Here is a 14,756-nt window from a genome sequence, read left to right on the forward strand (position 1 = left end):
TCTAGCGATGAAATATTAGCCATTTTTATTTATAATCATTAATTACTAGCGATTTGACTTATCACAAAAGTAGTTTGTTTTCATCTTCACTTTGTCTTCATTTTGGTAGTAAAATGAGATGTTAAGTTTTATGTTCCATAATGAAAGACATAAAACTCTCAAAAACAAAAGCTGCTAATTTCCTAAGCTTCTGCAATAGCTTTCAACTGGAAACCGATAAAGAGAGGATTTCACACAATGGTATTTGTACAAGAACCACTACCCTTTGACAAGAATGCTTTAGAGCCTTATGGCATGAAAGCTGAGACTTTCGAGTATCACTATGGCAAGCATCACAAAGCTTATGTAGACAACCTGAACAAGCTCACTGAAGGTACTGAACTTGCCGATAAGTCTCTGGAAGAAGTGATCAAAATTTCCTTTAAAGACTCCTCTAAGGCGGGAATCTTTAACAACGCTGCTCAAGTTTGGAACCACACCTTCTTCTGGAATTCTTTGAAACCCGCAGGTGGCGGCGCACCCACTGGTGAAATCGCAGCCAAGATTGATAAAGACTTCGGTAGCTTTGACAAATTCAAGGAAGAATTCTCTAATGCAGCCACAACTCAATTCGGCAGCGGATGGTCTTGGCTGATTGATGATGGTGGTACGCTGAAGGTGATTAAGACACCAAATGCAGAAAATCCACTAGCTCATGGACAGAAGGCACTCCTAACCTTGGATGTTTGGGAACACGCTTACTACATTGACTACAAAAACGCTCGTCCAGCGTTTATCAAGAATTTCCTAGAACAGTTGGTGAACTGGGACTTTATTGCTGAAAATTTGGCTAAAGCTTAATGAATTGCCAGTTTTGAACTGGCTGCGATGCCTTTTGGCAAGCTGCTTTGCGTCTACGTGGCTTGTGCCAGATATGTAAAGTAGAAACAATCAGTTAATTGACCAATATTGTTAGCAGTCACGAACTAGTCTCGTGGCTGTTTTTGGTTGAACGTTGAAGGGATGGGGGAGATCAGGGAGTAAAATCTAGCTTTTCTGAGAATTGCGATTGATTAATTATGACCGGGATAATGCTGTTGGTTTTGTGTCATGAATCGTAAAATAGCATTTGGATCGTAACTGGGACATCCTCTATTTGCCCCAGATTAGAGCTAAAAATTTTGAAACCTGGACTTAGGAGTAAAAACAATGGTGCAAGCTGTACAACAAGAACTGACACTAGAAAAGGTAAATAAAGCTATTGAGGCAATCCTCAATGTTTTGGATGTTCCCGAACCCGGAAATGATTTACACGCCAAGGCTTTATCTGCCTTTGTAAATGGTGATTACCAAACTGTAAAGCGGTTAGCCTCGACCAATTTATCTGATTGTTATGTTAAGGCACTGGGTTATTTAGGTGGGGCTTTGAAGCTAACGCCAAACACTGACACAATTCTGGCAGAGTCGGCACGAGCAGCAGCTGACTTTGCACGAGAGAGAACATTACGTGAACTTGGAGATGCGATCGCATCTGCACTCAATTAATAGTTTTTCTTAGAGGATGTTTTAAAAGTCCTCACCACTTAATAGTTCAGATGAACTATAAATTACAAATAAAAAGGGAGATGAAAAATTGTCTACGAAAGTTGATACCCTTATCAGATATAGATTTTATTCAATTCGAGCAAATGTCAAATAATGAGCTAACGGGCAGTAGTAAAGAACTAGCACAATACATCGAAGCAACGAATAGCATCTCTAAACCTTGGCTATTGGTACAACTGCGCCTCAAAAAATTGCAAGAGCGTCGAGCCACCCTTACAAACGATGTCTATACCAAAGAATTAGAAGATATTTACCAAGACTTGATGAATTTGGGGGAATGGTGGCACGGTATTGAAGATGAGGTATTTTAAAGTGAGGAGTTATGAGTTTTCCTAACTCCTAACTCCTAACTCCTAACTTAAAACGCAACCTGATGCCTCAAGCTCTCGATCAAGTCGATTACGATACTCTCGATGCCGCAAAGCGACGCTTCATTGATGCCGCAAAACGCACACTTGGCTTTGCAAGCGCTTATGGTATCGTGCCTGCATCGGGTCTCGGAGCAAGCGCTAACACCTTCAACTTCAACCTCGCTCCGTTTCTGGAGGTAGGGGCTAGAGAACTTTCTATGACACTTGTCCCCGAGGGACTGGGCACCGCAGACGATACCCGCCCTGACGACCTCTGTGAAGAAGAGCTTCGACGATTCTGGTGGAACATTGGTATCAAGATTATCTCGTGTCTGACGAACGACGCCGCAACCTCAGGTATGCAGACTCTACTTCTTGGTCTCTATCTGCCGTCAAGCACTCCTGAAACAATCTTCACCCCCGCCTTCCTTGATGGGTTTCTTGATGGAGTGGTCGAGGGGTGCAAACGAGTGGGCTGCGTGTACCTCTCAGGGGAAACTCCTCAACTCAAAACCAAGATGATTCCAGGTCGGCTCGACATTGCAGGCTCCGTCTTTGGAGTTATGCCGCCTGGTGTCGCTCCCATTGATAGCTCGCGTCTGGATGCCGGAAATACCATTGTTCTGGTTGAGAGTTCGGGGCCCCATGAGAACGGCTTTACCCCAATGCGAAAGCTTGCCCAGTCGCTCCCTGATGGCTATAGAACAAAACTTCCCAGTGGGCAGGAGTTCTGGGAAGCGATGAATGCCGCGTCGTATCTCTACACACCACTTGTGCAGGCGGTGCTTGGCGAGGGAATTCGTCCCACCGCGATGGAGAATATCACTGGACATGGATGGCAGAAGCTGATGCGATCTGTGAAGCCGCTCCGGTACGTGATCGAAACGATGCTCCCAGTGCCGGAGATATTTACGTTTGTCGAGGGTCATCTTGAGGGCGGGGCAGAGACGATGCTTTCCGTGTTCAATTACGGTGCAGGATTTGCATTCTATACAGAGTCGGAGCAGGATGCAGAGAGGATCGTCATTCTCGCAAGAGAACATAAGCTAACGGCTGTGATTGCCGGAAGGGTTGAAGCGTCCCTTGCCCGTGAGGTGGTGGTAGCGCCACTTGGAGTCACCTTGAAGGGAGAGTCTTTTGGGATTGCGCGGGGGGTATAATCAGCTGTAAGCGATCGCTAGTTTTCTTGGAGCTATTCTAGACTCACTTATGCGATGCCTGCGGCGGGCTACGCCTACGCTAAAGTCATGACTGGATTAAATAATTCAGTGTAAATATTGAAATAAACGGTGCTTTTTTGCACGCTCTTTATAGTTACAGTTCAGGCTGATTAGAGAAAATTATTCTACTAAGTCTTTAAAAATAAGTCATTCAGCACAAATAAGATAAACAGATTTCTAAAATTTATATGTAATATTATTTACTACTTATTGAGAATGTAGTTTAAACTACCTATTACCACTGAGGTTAAGATTTGCTAACCTAGTCTTAACATATTGAAAAATTTGCTGAGAAAGCTGAGAAAGTAGCCACCAACACTAATTTATAGTGTTGGAGATTTCTGATCTATAAATGGGGCATTTTAGTGTGTTAAAAAAATATATTTTTATTCAGAGGGGGTTATGGCTGTAAATTTGGCCCAAACTACTGCTTCTGCGGAACTTTTGAAGCAAGTATTCCAAAACATTGATGCACAGAGTTGTCCAAGGTTATTCAACTTTCATATGCACACTGTCTACTCGGATGGCAGGTTGCAGCCGAGTGGATTGATGGAGCAGGCGATCGCTATTGGGCTAAAAGGGTTAGCCATCACCGATCATCATGGTATTATCGGCTATCAAGCGGCCCTTGCTTGGTTAGAAGACTGGAAGTGGAATAATCCTGGTGCAAGCACTCCTTACCTGTGGAGTGGCGTGGAAATCAATGCCAACCTTTTGGATATAGAAGTTCACATTTTGGCTTATGCTTTTGGAACAGAACACCCTAGTATGAAACCCTATCTGCAAAGAAGGGCGACTACAGGCAAAGAATATCAGGCAAGTAACGTGATTGCCGCTATTCATGAAGCTGGGGGATTGGCAGTTCTGGCTCATCCAGTTCGTTACAAGCGATCACATTTTGACTTAATTCCCGCTGCATCCCAAAAGGGTATCGATGGTGTGGAAAGTTTCTACGCCTACAATAACCCTAACCCCTGGAAACCCAGCACTTTGGAATCAGAACAGGTGCAAAAGTTGGCTGATGAATACTTTCTTTTCAATACTTGTGGTACTGATACCCACGGTTTGAGTATGCTACAACGTTTGTAAAAATGAATCCATTTTTTTCGACTCTCCTGGTTGAATCTGCCAGGAGGTTATTCTATTTTGGATTTTCGATTAGTCAAGCCGACTATTCATCAAAGGACTATAGTCGATTCTTGGTGGGAATCACAATCATCGAGAAATAGGGGACTTTGGCTGGATCAACTTCATCCAGAGGTATGATGCGTTGCTGTGACGTTGATGCCCGCTCAATATATCTTGCTCGCGATGCTAACCCTAATTTATGTAGGATATCCCGCACTTTGGTAAAGTGGCGACCTAGTTTCATAATTGCTGCTGCATCAGTCATCAGCAGATGTGTAGTAAGTTCTTCTGCTGGCAATGGGGCGGGTAGGACTGTGAGAATATCGGTGTAGTAGGTGAAAGGTACACCCAAGGCTACCGGACAAGCCATCAGCGAGGAAACTCCGGGGACAACTTCTGTTTCATACTGGTCACATAACCGCGTGAACAGATACATGAAGGAACCATAGAAAAATGGATCGCCTTCGCACAGCACTACAACATCTCGACCCGCTGCTAAATGGTCGGCAATTGGTTCAATTTCCTTATCATAAATAGACTTGGCCTTTTCTGGCTCTAAGGCGCGGGGGAGGTGAAATAGCACCTCGATTTGATTGCCAGGAAGATACTGCGCCACGATCGCTCTAGCAATACTCTCTTTATTTGTTGCTGATTGATAGGCTACCACGGGAGCCGCACGTAATAATCGCAGTGCCTTCAGAGTCAATAGTTCTGGATCGCCTGGCCCGACACCAATTCCATAGAGACGACCTTTGGTTTTCATATTCATTCTTCCTCCGTTGCCAAGGCGTTAACTGCGGCGGCGGCGATCGCACTCCCACCGCGCCGACCATGTAAGGTTAAAAATGGTACATTCCTACTGTCTGCTGCGAGTGCTGCTTTCGATTCGGCTGCACCAACAAACCCAACTGGAAAGCCTAAGATAATAGCAGGTTTGTCAGCTACTTCATCAAGCATTTCTAAGAGTCTAAATAGTGCTGTAGGTGCATTGCCAATTGCGATAACTGCTCCTTGGAGGTGCGATCGCCATAATTCTAAAGCTGCCGCCGACCTTGTAGTACCCAAACGCTGGGCAATTTCTGGCACTTCCGGCTCGTTGAGGGTACAAATAACTTGATTGTTTGCAGACAACCGCCGCCTGGTAATGCCATCGGCAACCATCCGGCAATCGCATAGAATCGGCGCTCCTGCTGCCAGTGCTGCCCTTGCGGATTGCACCGCTGTTGGTGAATATCCCAAGTCAGTGACGATATCCGTCATCCCACAGGCATGAATGAGACGTACAGCAACTTTTGCTACATCCGTTGGTAACACATCTAGGTTTGCTTCTGACCGGATGATTGCAAAAGAATTACGGTAAATTTCGTTGGCATCTCGGATGTAGTCGGGCATTCGATTTGGGATTTTAGATTTTGGATTGATTTGTTTAATATAGATATTTCCTTTTGATTAGAAGAATACCTAATTTAATTAACCGCAGAGGCGCAGAGAACACAGAGGAAGAGAAACAGAGGAATTGGGTAATCTTGCACTGTGAAGGGAGTAATCAATTATCTGTATTTATTTGTGTGCATCTGTGGTTCCATTTTCTAAGTATTTATTAAATAATTGCTGTAATTGTGCTAAGTGATATCGATTAGCAAATTTCCCAAAGGACTGATCAGAATTTAGGCGTTGAATTTTGTATACATATAGCATCCGCTCTATTAATGCAGGTAGTTCGGCAAAAGTCACATATTGATATAGTTCACGTCCGAATTTCTGCTTGCTGTCACCAACATAAACGTGATAGCCCTCTACAGTTCCATTGTCCGTCTCAATGCTGACACCGAGCAGAGTAATATCACTCTTGCTATGCTGGGCGCAGGATTTTTTGCAGCCACTGAAGTGGATATTAACTGGGCAATCCAGAGTGACGCGAGTTTCAAGATATTCTGCTAATGCCAACGCATGACTTCTGGTGTCCGTGGCAGAAGCAGCGCAACCCTTCTTACCAGAACAGGCAACTAATGCACTCTTGATGTTGGTTGCAGAAGAATCTAATCCTAATAAAGCAATTTCACTTTGGACATCGGCAAGCCATTGCTGAGGAATATCTGTTAGCAGCAAATTTTGCCAGGGGGTTAACCGAAGAGTGCCGCTACCATATTTTGCTGCTAAATCTGCCAAACCCCATATTTGCCTACTCTCCAATCGTCCCAGAGGTAAGACGATACCAATGTAAAATAAGCCTTTCTGACGTTGGGGATGGATGCCAATATGCTGATATTTCCCATCTCCTTCCAAAAGAGTAGAGAATTCTTTCCCCAACCCTACAAGGGTTGGGGGTTCGGGGATTAGGTCTTTTCTTGTTTCACTGTACAAAAGAGGGAAAGGTAGACGCTGCTGAACTTCCTGAAGATAATTTTCACAACCCAACGTATTCAATAACTCTAAGAGACGTAGCCGACGCTTACTTGTAGTATGACTATGAGCTAGATAAACATCTGCCAAAGCTGCCAAGACGGGCAAACATTGCTCTGGTGGTAACAAAATTCCTATATCGCTAGGCGGTTGACCCTTTGTGCCTACACTAAGATAGAGGCGGAAGTAAACATTACCATCAATTAAAACAGCCGCAAATAGGATATCATTCAAGCGATCGCCCACTCGAATTATTCCACCACCATCAAAGCAAACGCTAAATTTTGCCGACAGTCCCGAAAGTGCCGAATGTGCAGCAATATAATTTTCCCAAGCTTGGACAAAAGGGCGAGTGTCAATTAATTCCTGCTGGTCGATACCAGCAGTTGGACTGGTCATAATATTACGGATGTGGTCTACAACAGTGTTGCCAGAACCCAATCCCATATCCTGTAAGAGCTTCAGAACTTCAGCACTTATCCCCGTGCGGATCTCACGGATTTGGAGGTTAGCTCGATTAGTCACATCCACATAACCGCCCCCGTGCTGCTCTGCTATGTGTGCAATCGCACGGCACTGCTGACTACTAATAATTCCACCTGGTATTCTAATCCGAGATAATATACCATCTGCGGCGGGTGTAGGATAAAACAAGCCAGGACAAGCGGCAAATCCAGAAAGCAAACTTGGAACTCCTTCCCCGTGCAACGCAGGGAGTAGACGGTGAGTGTATCCTGAGGACATCTTGAGAGTTGGCATTCTGACTTGGGTGATCCCATCACAGCTGCGGCACAGTCCCGGAATTTCACCGGAGTTTCCCAACTCCAAGTTTTAGTAATTTAGCACGAGATGGTAGTCAGAAAATTTAATGCTTCATATTTTGAATCAGCCTATCTACTACCAAGGAGTTGCGATCGCAAAATCTTGCATCTGTTGGTAGAAGAAGCGATCGCCAGACATTACAATTTTACAATTGGGCTATTCAAAAACATAATTTTGAGCCACTTTCCAATAGCGTGAGAACCGCTTCAGGTCAATATAGCCGTCATACTCAAAAAATGGCTCTACCTCCAGCACTTCCACTGCTATAGAACCCTTCATTTGATTGCAGATATCATCAAACCGGGGACTGGGACTGTTAGCTGTGACGACTAAATTCGCATCATGTTCTTGAGCAAAAGCTAAAATTTCTTGTGCCATATCACCACGACGGATAACAACAGGTAACTCTAGCAAGCATTCGTAGATGAAAGTGAGGCGTTTGAGACTCAGTTGCCATTCTTTTATCAAAGCCTCGTCCCAAACCCAGATAGCTGGGGCATCGGAGTATTTTTGCAGTACAGGGTTGTATGGACTGAGGCAATCTCCATGTACCCAAACAATTGGTTTACTCATTAGATTTTGGTTTTGTTTCCTGTTAAAAGGCAAAAAATCTTAATACAGCATTTCACTAATTCATAGCGAATTACAGCAGTTTTCATGTATTTAGAACCACATCTGTCGTAGAGGCACAGCATTGCTCATTGGTGTCAACTTAAGCAAAAACTCCTTTAAAACCTCGTTTCCAGTCTCTGGCTGGAAATGCTCTTTCATTGCGGCTCTGCCGCTAGTCTTGAGGCAGAGCCTCTCATTAGGCATTCCCAATCGGAGACTCTTAACGAGACACCTCTAAAAGTTTGTTCTAGACTGGCTTTTGCCTTAAGTTGACACGTATGAGCATTGCTGTGCCCGTAGAGCGTGGTCTATTTACCTGAAAATAAGCTGTAAATTTGGCAATGCCAATGCGTCCCTCTACAATGCCAATGCGTCCTTCTGCAATGCCAATGCGTCCCTCTGCAATGCCAATGCGTCCCTCTGCAATGCCAATGCGTCCCTCTGCAATGCCAATGCGTCCCTCTACAATGCCAATGTGTCCTTCTGCAATGCCAATGTGTCCCTTTGCATTTAAAAATGCGACAAATGTTATGCTGACATGTACTTAGCGCCGCTTCTTCCCACGCTGCCAACTTTGGCTATTGGCTTGTTGACTAAATTCCCCTTTAGGAAAAAGTCGCTGTTCTAATTCTTCATAACTACCTTCAAAATCACAATGACCGTAAAGGGGACATTTCTGGCAATAAACGCTTTTGGTGTAGCGTTCTAAGTTTTCACGGTTGAAAAAATACGGTTTCTGACTAAATGTGCTGGCAACCCACTGCCATGACATATTATTGCTAGCAGGATCTCCATCTAAAAGGTGTTCGAGAAACCACTTGGCTCCTGTTTGCCAACGAATACGCCGCCAATGGACAATGTAAGCCGCTAGCCACATCCGGGCGTGGTTATGTAGATAGCCAGTTTCTTTTAAGTCACGGCTAAAGCTGTCGATGCAAACTCTGCCTGTGGTTCCTTGTCTGATATCTTGCGGCAATTCCGGTGCATATTCACCCACAGTGTAACCAGTTTTGTACTCTTCCTGGTCTTTCCAGATTGCATCCCCTAACTTGACATACAACCGTTGCCAGTAGTCACGCCAACCTAACTCGTTAATTAGTTTCGTAGCATCGTCTTGCTGCTGTACCCGTTCAAGGACATAATCTCGGATTTCTCGCAAACTCAAAACGCCATAGCGGATGTAAGGCGAAAGTCGTGTTACAGCACCTGTAAAAAAATTACGTGTTTGCGCGTAGCTTATTGGGTCGATTTTTTGCAGCGCATCTTCTGCCGCTTTGCGTCCTCCCAAAGTTTCGCTGATGTGGCGATCGCGTTCTGCTGCATCTGGGAATTGTCCACGGAGGTAGGCTACCAACTCATCGCGGTTAGTAAATTCGCGTTGCATATCTTTAGACATATGAACTTTGAAAGGTGGGAATAAATAAACAAAAATACCTGTAGGCTAAGTCATTATTATCGCGGATAAATACAAGCGATCGCTCTCAACCTGATGAGATAACTTTTTTCAAGGAATGGGTGCGTAGGCATAGCCGCACAGCAGGCATCGCTGTGATGCAGATTTTATCCAGGCTATCAGTAATTAAAGCTAAAATATGAGATAAATATGTAACTTTTCGAGACGATGAGCCTGTGTATCAATCCTAACTGCCAAAATTCTGACAACCCTGATAATCTACTGTACTGTCAAAGCTGTGGCTCTGAATTGCTACTAGAAGGGTGTTATCGAGTCACACAACCTATAGGCAAAGGTGGCTTTGCTAAAACATTTGAGGTAAGTGACAGTGGTAAGCTAAAAATTTTGAAGGTTCTTATACTTAATGAAATTAAAGCAGTATCACTTTTTCAGCAAGAAGCTGAAGTTTTAAAGCGACTAAATCATCCAGGAATTCCTAATGCTGAGGAATATTTCAAGTTTTTTCCTCAAAATAGCCAAGAGCCAGTTCACTGTTTGGTAATGGATAAAATTGATGGAGAAAATTTACATGAATGGTTAGAAAAACGTGGTAATCGCCCCATCAGTGAAAAGCAAGCAGTCCTTTGGTTAACACTGTTGGCAAATATTTTGCACGAAGTACATCAGCAGCAGTTTTTCCATCGTGATATAAAGCCTTCAAACATTATGCTAACTGCTAATGGACAATTGGTATTAATCGACTTTGGTATTGCGCGGCAAATTACCGGAACTTATGAGATAAAACAAGCAGCAGGTCAAATCACAAGATTTGCTTCTGATGGCTATGCTCCGTTAGAGCAAATCACTGGTCATGCTGTTTCACAATCAGATTTCTTTGCCTTGGGTCGTACTTTTGTCCATTTGCTGACAGGAAAATATCCTCTTGATCTGATGAATGACCCCTATGGCGATCCATATACTGCTGATCTAAACTGGCGTGTTGAGGCTAATCATATCTCTCCTTTGTTAGCCAATTTTATTGATCATCTGATGATGCGATCAGTAAAGGATCGACCAGTCAACACCCAAGCAATTTTGGAAAGCTTGGCAGAAATTCACTATACTTTATATCCGCCTAAACAACCAAAACCTAAGCTGAGTAATCTACAAACAGCAGTAAAGTCGCAAGAAATCACATTACAAAGCATCATCGGTGATTTATCATCTTGGCATTCAAGCCCAGTTAACTCTGTAGCTATTAGCCCCGACGGACAAATATTAGCTAGTGGTAGTACAGATGGAAAAATCAAAGTGTGGAACTTGGAAATAAAAGAAGAAATTTACACCCTTACTGAACACTCTGCCTCTATTAACTGCGTTGCAATCAGCTCAGATGGAGAAACTCTAGCTAGTGGTAGTGAGGATATGACAAGCAAGATATGGAATCTTAAAACTGGGGAATTAATTCAAAGCTTTGGTGTCCACTCAAAGGGTGTTACGTCTGTTATATTTCATCCAAGTAAGCAGATTCTGTTTACTGCTAGCTTGGACAACATTATTAAGCAATGGGACTTAAAAACAGAAAAAATAACTCATACTCTTGTTAAACATGGTAAATACGCAGTATCGCTCAACTTATGTACAATTCTAAAGCGATGTCTACGCAATCTTTCATACCCCCATCATGAGCAACATTCCCCAAGTCGGACAACCAGCGCCAGATTTCTCCACTCCTGACCAAAATGGCAATTCAGTCACTCTCGACGACCTTAGCAGTGAGTGGATTGTCTTCTACTTCTACCCCAAAGATGATACACCGGGCTGTACCACCGAAGCAAAAGATTTCACCGAGTTGTATCAAGACTTCAGCGCACTGGGAGCTAAAATCTTAGGCGTGAGTCCAGATTCGGGTAAGTCCCATTGTAAATTTATCAGCAAACATAATTTGTCAATCACCCTTTTAAGTGACCCAGAACATATTTTGACAGAAGCCTACGGCGCTTGGCGCTTAAAAAAGTTTATGGGCAAAGAATATATGGGCGTTGCTCGCTCAACTTTCCTAATTTCACCTGATAAAATTATTGTCTATGCTTGGCCTAATGTAAAAACCAAAGGTCATGCTCAGGCAGTTTTAACTAAATTACGGGAATTAGCAGCCACGTAACGTAATTGGATGCAGGTATAGTTACAGCAATGCTACGTGAATTATATTTATAGTATGGTTCAATTTATCCAAGCCCAAAATATCGGGCTTGCTTATCTGGAAGAAAGATTTAGTCTACAGCTAGTCGAAGATGAGACGTTCTTCACAGAATGGTTTGATAATTTACCGGAAATTACAGATTTAGAAAAGCAAGATTTAGACAGAGTAAAACTTCATTTTCTCCGTTTAATCAAGCGTCCTCCTTTGTCAGAAGAAACGGTGAAATTAGTAGTTTTATCTCCTTTACTCAATTTAGCTGGATTTTATGATGAGCCTTTTTATCTGAGAGGCGAGCAATCAATAGAAATTTCTGCTGAGGATGAAGAAGAAATTATCAGAGGGCGCATTGATGTTCTAGTTATTCAAGAAAAATTGTGGTTGTTAGTAATTGAATCTAAAAGGGCTAGTTTTTCTCTTTTAGAAGCCGTACCTCAAGCACTTGTTTATATGCTGGCTAATCCTAGTCAAGACAAACCTAATTTTGGATTAGTAACAAATGGTAGTGATTTTATTTTCCTGAAACTTACCAAACAAAATCAGCCAAGGTATGCTATATCTGACCAATTTACACTTTTAAACCGAAAAAATGAATTGTATCAAGTTCTAAGTGTATTAAAAAATTTGAGTCAAGTTTTGAGTTAATTTATGTCTATTCGCCCTATCTATCTTGATTGTCATGCTACCACCCCCGTAGATGAACGGGTATTAGCAGCAATGCTCCCCTACTTCACAGAACACTTTGGTAACCCATCGAGTATTAGTCATATTTATGGTTGGGAAGCAGAAGCTGCTGTCAAACAAACACGAGACATTTTAGCAGCAACAATTAACGCCACACCAGAAGAAATTGTTTTTACGAGTGGTGCAACAGAAGCGAATAATTTAGCTATTAAAGGTGTTGCCGAAGCTTATTTTCAAAAAGGTCAGCATATTATTACTGTTGCCACTGAACATAGTGCAGTTATTGATCCTTGTAATTATTTAAAAACTCTCGGTTTTGAAATTACTATTCTCCCTGTCCAAAAAGATGGATTGATTGATTTAAATGAGTTAAAAAAAGCTTTCCGTCCTGAGACAATTTTGGTATCGGTGATGGCTGCAAATAATGAAATTGGCGTGTTACAGCCTTTAGCAGAAATTGGGGAAATGTGCCGCGATGGGCTACGCCCCGCCGGAGGCGATCGCCAAGTCCTATTTCACACCGATGCAGCCCAAGCTATTGGTAAAATTCCCCTAGATGTGCAAGCGATGAAAATTGACTTGATGTCGTTAACAGCACACAAAGTATATGGCCCAAAGGGCATTGGGGCGCTGTACGTCCGCAGGCGCAACCCCAGAGTGCAACTGGCTCCCCAGCAGCACGGCGGCGGACATGAGCGGGGGATGCGTTCTGGGACATTGTATCCACCGCAAATTGTCGGCTTTGGGAAAGCTGTAGAAATCGCTTTGGCAGAACAAGCAACAGAAAGCCAACGCCTCACCCAGTTAAGGCAAAGCTTGTGGGAACAGCTTTCCCAAGTTGAAGGAATTCATCTTAATGGACATCCACAACAGCGATTGGCGGGAAACTTGAATATCAGTGTTGAGGGAGTGGATGGAGCCGCACTTTTGCTAGGATTGCAGCCAGTAATGGCGGTTTCTTCTGGTTCTGCTTGCTCGTCGGCAACCACTGCACCCTCCCATGTTCTTACAGCACTGGGACATTCAGAACAGCTAGCTTATGCCTCAGTGCGGTTTGGTATTGGACGGTTTAATACCCAAGAGGAAATTGATATTGTGGCAAAACATGCGATCGCTACCATTCAAAGTTTACGCAATCCCTATTTTATGGATTCTCCCGTAAGAAAGCGCCAATCTGATCTAGCTCCTGCTGATTGAGGCGAAACTCTCCAGCCCCGATGATTCCTTCTACCTGCTTGGGATTGCGTCCGCCAACGATCGCCCCTGTCAAAGCCGGATTGTTTAAAGTCCAAGCGATCGCCACCTCACCGGGGGAGCGATCGTGTTGTTCACCAATGTGCTGCAACACCTCCACCAGCTTCAGGTTACGAGATAGACGTGGCTCCTGAAATTCACTATTCTTTTTGCGCCAATCATCATCTGGGAAATTAGCAACCCGCTCAGGTGTCATCTTTCCTGTAAGTAAGCCAGATTGCATAGGTGAATAAACAATCACACCTATGTTGTTTTCCTTACAAAAAGGTAGAATTTCCTTTTCGACATCGCGCTTAACCAGTGAATAAGGCGGTTGCAATGAGGTAACTGGTGCAATCTCCTGGGCACGTTTCAACTGTTTTACATTGAAATTTGAAACCCCGATATAGCGAACCTTGCCCTCATCCTTGAGCTTGGCGAGAGTTGTCCAGCCTTCTTCAACTTCTGAGTCAGGGTTGGGCCAGTGGATCTGGTAGAGGTCGATAGTTTCAATATCGAGTCGGCGCAGACTAGCTTCAACCTCCCCCCGCAGAGAATCCGCCTTCAGGCTATTACCAATTTTGCCCTTTTCATCCCAGATCATTGAGCATTTAGTGAAAATGTAAGGGCGATCAGATCGACCTTTGAGCGCCTTAGCAACAACCTCCTCTGAATGCCCCAGACCATAGACAGCTGCGGTGTCAATCCAATTAACGCCGAGGTCGAGAGCGTGATTGATCGCTGCGATCGATTCCTGGTCATCCTGCTCTCCCCAACCAAAAGCCCATCCACCTCCACCGATCGCCCAGGCTCCAAAGCCGATTGGGGTAATGTGAAGCTCCGAATTGCCGAGCTGTTTGGTTTGCATATCTAGCTTATCCAAAAATTTTTGAGTCAATTGCTAGTGTACGCTGCAAATATCTTCTCAACCGCTATCTGAAGTGTGAATGGCTATTGGTGGAAACACGACAGCTAATCACTACTTGTGTAGATTACTAAATCTTGAATGTTGTGTTGTTCCTTAATTCTTGTACACTAGTACACTGTGGCGAAAAATAAGCGGCATCCTCTTGTTTTGTCTGGTTAAATTGAGATGCTAGCTGGATTTACGCGCCCGCTGTACTAGA

The 14,756-nt window shown here is 43.6% G+C and carries 16 protein-coding genes and 1 riboswitch; of the genes, 10 read left to right on the top strand and 6 right to left on the bottom strand.

The window, feature by feature from the left end; translation table 11 throughout:
• The first annotated feature begins 237 nt into the window (after positions 1-237).
• The 5 genes from V7K49_RS10775 (at position 238) to V7K49_RS10795 (ending at position 4,243) form a co-directional block, all read left to right on the top strand.
• Positions 238-840 carry a superoxide dismutase gene (locus V7K49_RS10775; RefSeq protein ID WP_335205528.1) on the top strand — a complete coding sequence of 201 codons (603 nt, stop codon included), beginning with the start codon at positions 238-240 and terminating at the stop codon, positions 838-840.
• A 348-nt stretch (positions 841-1,188) separates the two neighbouring features.
• Positions 1,189-1,524, top strand: coding sequence for a hypothetical protein (locus tag V7K49_RS10780; protein WP_335131698.1), 336 nt, complete (start codon positions 1,189-1,191; stop codon positions 1,522-1,524).
• A gap of 143 nt (positions 1,525-1,667) precedes the next feature.
• On the top strand, positions 1,668-1,895 hold the full coding sequence (locus V7K49_RS10785; RefSeq protein ID WP_335205529.1) for a hypothetical protein: 228 nt from the start codon (positions 1,668-1,670) through the stop codon (positions 1,893-1,895).
• A gap of 62 nt (positions 1,896-1,957) precedes the next feature.
• Positions 1,958-3,094: an AIR synthase related protein gene (locus V7K49_RS10790; protein WP_335205530.1), complete on the top strand. Its 1,137-nt coding sequence runs from the start codon at positions 1,958-1,960 to the stop codon at positions 3,092-3,094.
• 462 nt (positions 3,095-3,556) lie between these two features.
• Positions 3,557-4,243, top strand: coding sequence for a PHP domain-containing protein (locus V7K49_RS10795; protein ID WP_335205531.1), 687 nt, complete (start codon positions 3,557-3,559; stop codon positions 4,241-4,243).
• A gap of 97 nt (positions 4,244-4,340) precedes the next feature.
• Here V7K49_RS10795 and V7K49_RS10800 read toward each other — a convergent pair whose 3' ends face one another.
• From V7K49_RS10800 to V7K49_RS10815, 4 genes are all read right to left on the bottom strand, one after another.
• Entirely contained in the window at positions 4,341-5,045 is a 705-nt protein-coding gene (locus tag V7K49_RS10800) for a precorrin-2 C(20)-methyltransferase (protein WP_335068202.1), read from the bottom strand.
• Between the two features lie 2 nt (positions 5,046-5,047).
• Positions 5,048-5,674 carry a precorrin-8X methylmutase gene (locus V7K49_RS10805; RefSeq protein ID WP_335205532.1) on the bottom strand — a complete coding sequence of 209 codons (627 nt, stop codon included), beginning with the start codon at positions 5,672-5,674 and terminating at the stop codon, positions 5,048-5,050.
• A 168-nt stretch (positions 5,675-5,842) separates the two neighbouring features.
• Positions 5,843-7,444, bottom strand: coding sequence for a precorrin-3B synthase (gene cobG, locus V7K49_RS10810; protein ID WP_335205533.1), 1,602 nt, complete (start codon positions 7,442-7,444; stop codon positions 5,843-5,845).
• Positions 7,431-7,523: riboswitch (adenosylcobalamin-variant (AdoCbl-variant) riboswitch) on the bottom strand. Its footprint overlaps the gene before it by 14 nt.
• Before the next feature lie 140 nt (positions 7,524-7,663).
• Positions 7,664-8,080 carry a hypothetical protein gene (locus tag V7K49_RS10815; protein WP_335205534.1) on the bottom strand — a complete coding sequence of 139 codons (417 nt, stop codon included), beginning with the start codon at positions 8,078-8,080 and terminating at the stop codon, positions 7,664-7,666.
• Between the two features lie 386 nt (positions 8,081-8,466).
• Here V7K49_RS10815 and V7K49_RS10820 point away from each other — a divergent pair, with 386 nt between their 5' ends.
• Positions 8,467-8,667 carry a hypothetical protein gene (locus V7K49_RS10820; RefSeq protein WP_335205535.1) on the top strand — a complete coding sequence of 67 codons (201 nt, stop codon included), beginning with the start codon at positions 8,467-8,469 and terminating at the stop codon, positions 8,665-8,667.
• Here the strand turns inward: V7K49_RS10820 and V7K49_RS10825 are convergent.
• Positions 8,664-9,515 carry an FAD-binding domain-containing protein gene (locus V7K49_RS10825; protein WP_335205536.1) on the bottom strand — a complete coding sequence of 284 codons (852 nt, stop codon included), beginning with the start codon at positions 9,513-9,515 and terminating at the stop codon, positions 8,664-8,666. The genes V7K49_RS10820 and V7K49_RS10825 overlap by 4 nt on opposite strands.
• 225 nt (positions 9,516-9,740) lie before the next feature.
• On the opposite strand from V7K49_RS10825, the gene V7K49_RS10830 reads away from it, so the two are divergent.
• Genes V7K49_RS10830 through V7K49_RS10845 form a run of 4 tightly spaced genes read left to right on the top strand, consistent with a single transcriptional unit; the run spans position 9,741 to position 13,593 of the window.
• Positions 9,741-11,249 (top strand): serine/threonine-protein kinase, encoded by a 1,509-nt coding sequence (locus tag V7K49_RS10830; protein WP_335205537.1) that lies wholly within the window; start codon positions 9,741-9,743, stop codon positions 11,247-11,249.
• The gene (bcp, locus tag V7K49_RS10835) at positions 11,197-11,676 is read left to right on the top strand and encodes a thioredoxin-dependent thiol peroxidase (RefSeq protein ID WP_335205538.1); all 480 of its coding nucleotides are present in this window, start codon (positions 11,197-11,199) and stop codon (positions 11,674-11,676) included. Before V7K49_RS10830 ends, bcp begins: the two co-directional genes overlap by 53 nt.
• Positions 11,677-11,730: 54 nt before the next feature.
• The gene (locus V7K49_RS10840; protein WP_335205629.1) at positions 11,731-12,357 is read left to right on the top strand and encodes a type I restriction endonuclease; all 627 of its coding nucleotides are present in this window, start codon (positions 11,731-11,733) and stop codon (positions 12,355-12,357) included.
• A gap of 3 nt (positions 12,358-12,360) precedes the next feature.
• On the top strand, positions 12,361-13,593 hold the full coding sequence (locus V7K49_RS10845) for a cysteine desulfurase family protein (RefSeq protein ID WP_335205539.1): 1,233 nt from the start codon (positions 12,361-12,363) through the stop codon (positions 13,591-13,593).
• Here V7K49_RS10845 and V7K49_RS10850 read toward each other — a convergent pair.
• Positions 13,541-14,497, bottom strand: coding sequence for an aldo/keto reductase (locus tag V7K49_RS10850; protein WP_334869259.1), 957 nt, complete (start codon positions 14,495-14,497; stop codon positions 13,541-13,543). The genes V7K49_RS10845 and V7K49_RS10850 overlap by 53 nt on opposite strands.
• Between the last annotated feature and the right edge of the window lie 259 nt (positions 14,498-14,756).

The sequence above is a fragment of the Nostoc sp. genome, assembly GCF_036919675.1.
Lineage (GTDB): Bacteria > Cyanobacteriota > Cyanobacteriia > Cyanobacteriales > Nostocaceae > Nostoc.

Bases quoted from the DNA above. Each gene is read 5' to 3' on its own strand.
- V7K49_RS10790 (WP_335205530.1), top strand. From the start codon at position 1,958: ATGCCTCAAGCTCTCGATCAAGTCGATTACGATACTCTCGATGCCGCA.
- V7K49_RS10850 (WP_334869259.1), bottom strand. From the start codon at position 14,497: ATGCAAACCAAACAGCTCGGCAATTCGGAGCTTCACATTACCCCAATC.
- bcp (WP_335205538.1), top strand. From the start codon at position 11,197: ATGAGCAACATTCCCCAAGTCGGACAACCAGCGCCAGATTTCTCCACT.
- V7K49_RS10820 (WP_335205535.1), top strand. From the start codon at position 8,467: ATGCGTCCCTCTACAATGCCAATGCGTCCTTCTGCAATGCCAATGCGT.
- V7K49_RS10785 (WP_335205529.1), top strand. From the start codon at position 1,668: ATGTCAAATAATGAGCTAACGGGCAGTAGTAAAGAACTAGCACAATAC.
- V7K49_RS10840 (WP_335205629.1), top strand. From the start codon at position 11,731: ATGGTTCAATTTATCCAAGCCCAAAATATCGGGCTTGCTTATCTGGAA.
- V7K49_RS10825 (WP_335205536.1), bottom strand. From the start codon at position 9,515: ATGTCTAAAGATATGCAACGCGAATTTACTAACCGCGATGAGTTGGTA.
- V7K49_RS10830 (WP_335205537.1), top strand. From the start codon at position 9,741: ATGAGCCTGTGTATCAATCCTAACTGCCAAAATTCTGACAACCCTGAT.
- V7K49_RS10800 (WP_335068202.1), bottom strand. From the start codon at position 5,045: ATGAAAACCAAAGGTCGTCTCTATGGAATTGGTGTCGGGCCAGGCGAT.
- V7K49_RS10795 (WP_335205531.1), top strand. From the start codon at position 3,557: ATGGCTGTAAATTTGGCCCAAACTACTGCTTCTGCGGAACTTTTGAAG.
- V7K49_RS10775 (WP_335205528.1), top strand. From the start codon at position 238: ATGGTATTTGTACAAGAACCACTACCCTTTGACAAGAATGCTTTAGAG.
- V7K49_RS10805 (WP_335205532.1), bottom strand. From the start codon at position 5,674: ATGCCCGACTACATCCGAGATGCCAACGAAATTTACCGTAATTCTTTT.
- cobG (WP_335205533.1), bottom strand. From the start codon at position 7,444: ATGCCAACTCTCAAGATGTCCTCAGGATACACTCACCGTCTACTCCCT.
- V7K49_RS10815 (WP_335205534.1), bottom strand. From the start codon at position 8,080: ATGAGTAAACCAATTGTTTGGGTACATGGAGATTGCCTCAGTCCATAC.
- V7K49_RS10780 (WP_335131698.1), top strand. From the start codon at position 1,189: ATGGTGCAAGCTGTACAACAAGAACTGACACTAGAAAAGGTAAATAAA.
- V7K49_RS10845 (WP_335205539.1), top strand. From the start codon at position 12,361: ATGTCTATTCGCCCTATCTATCTTGATTGTCATGCTACCACCCCCGTA.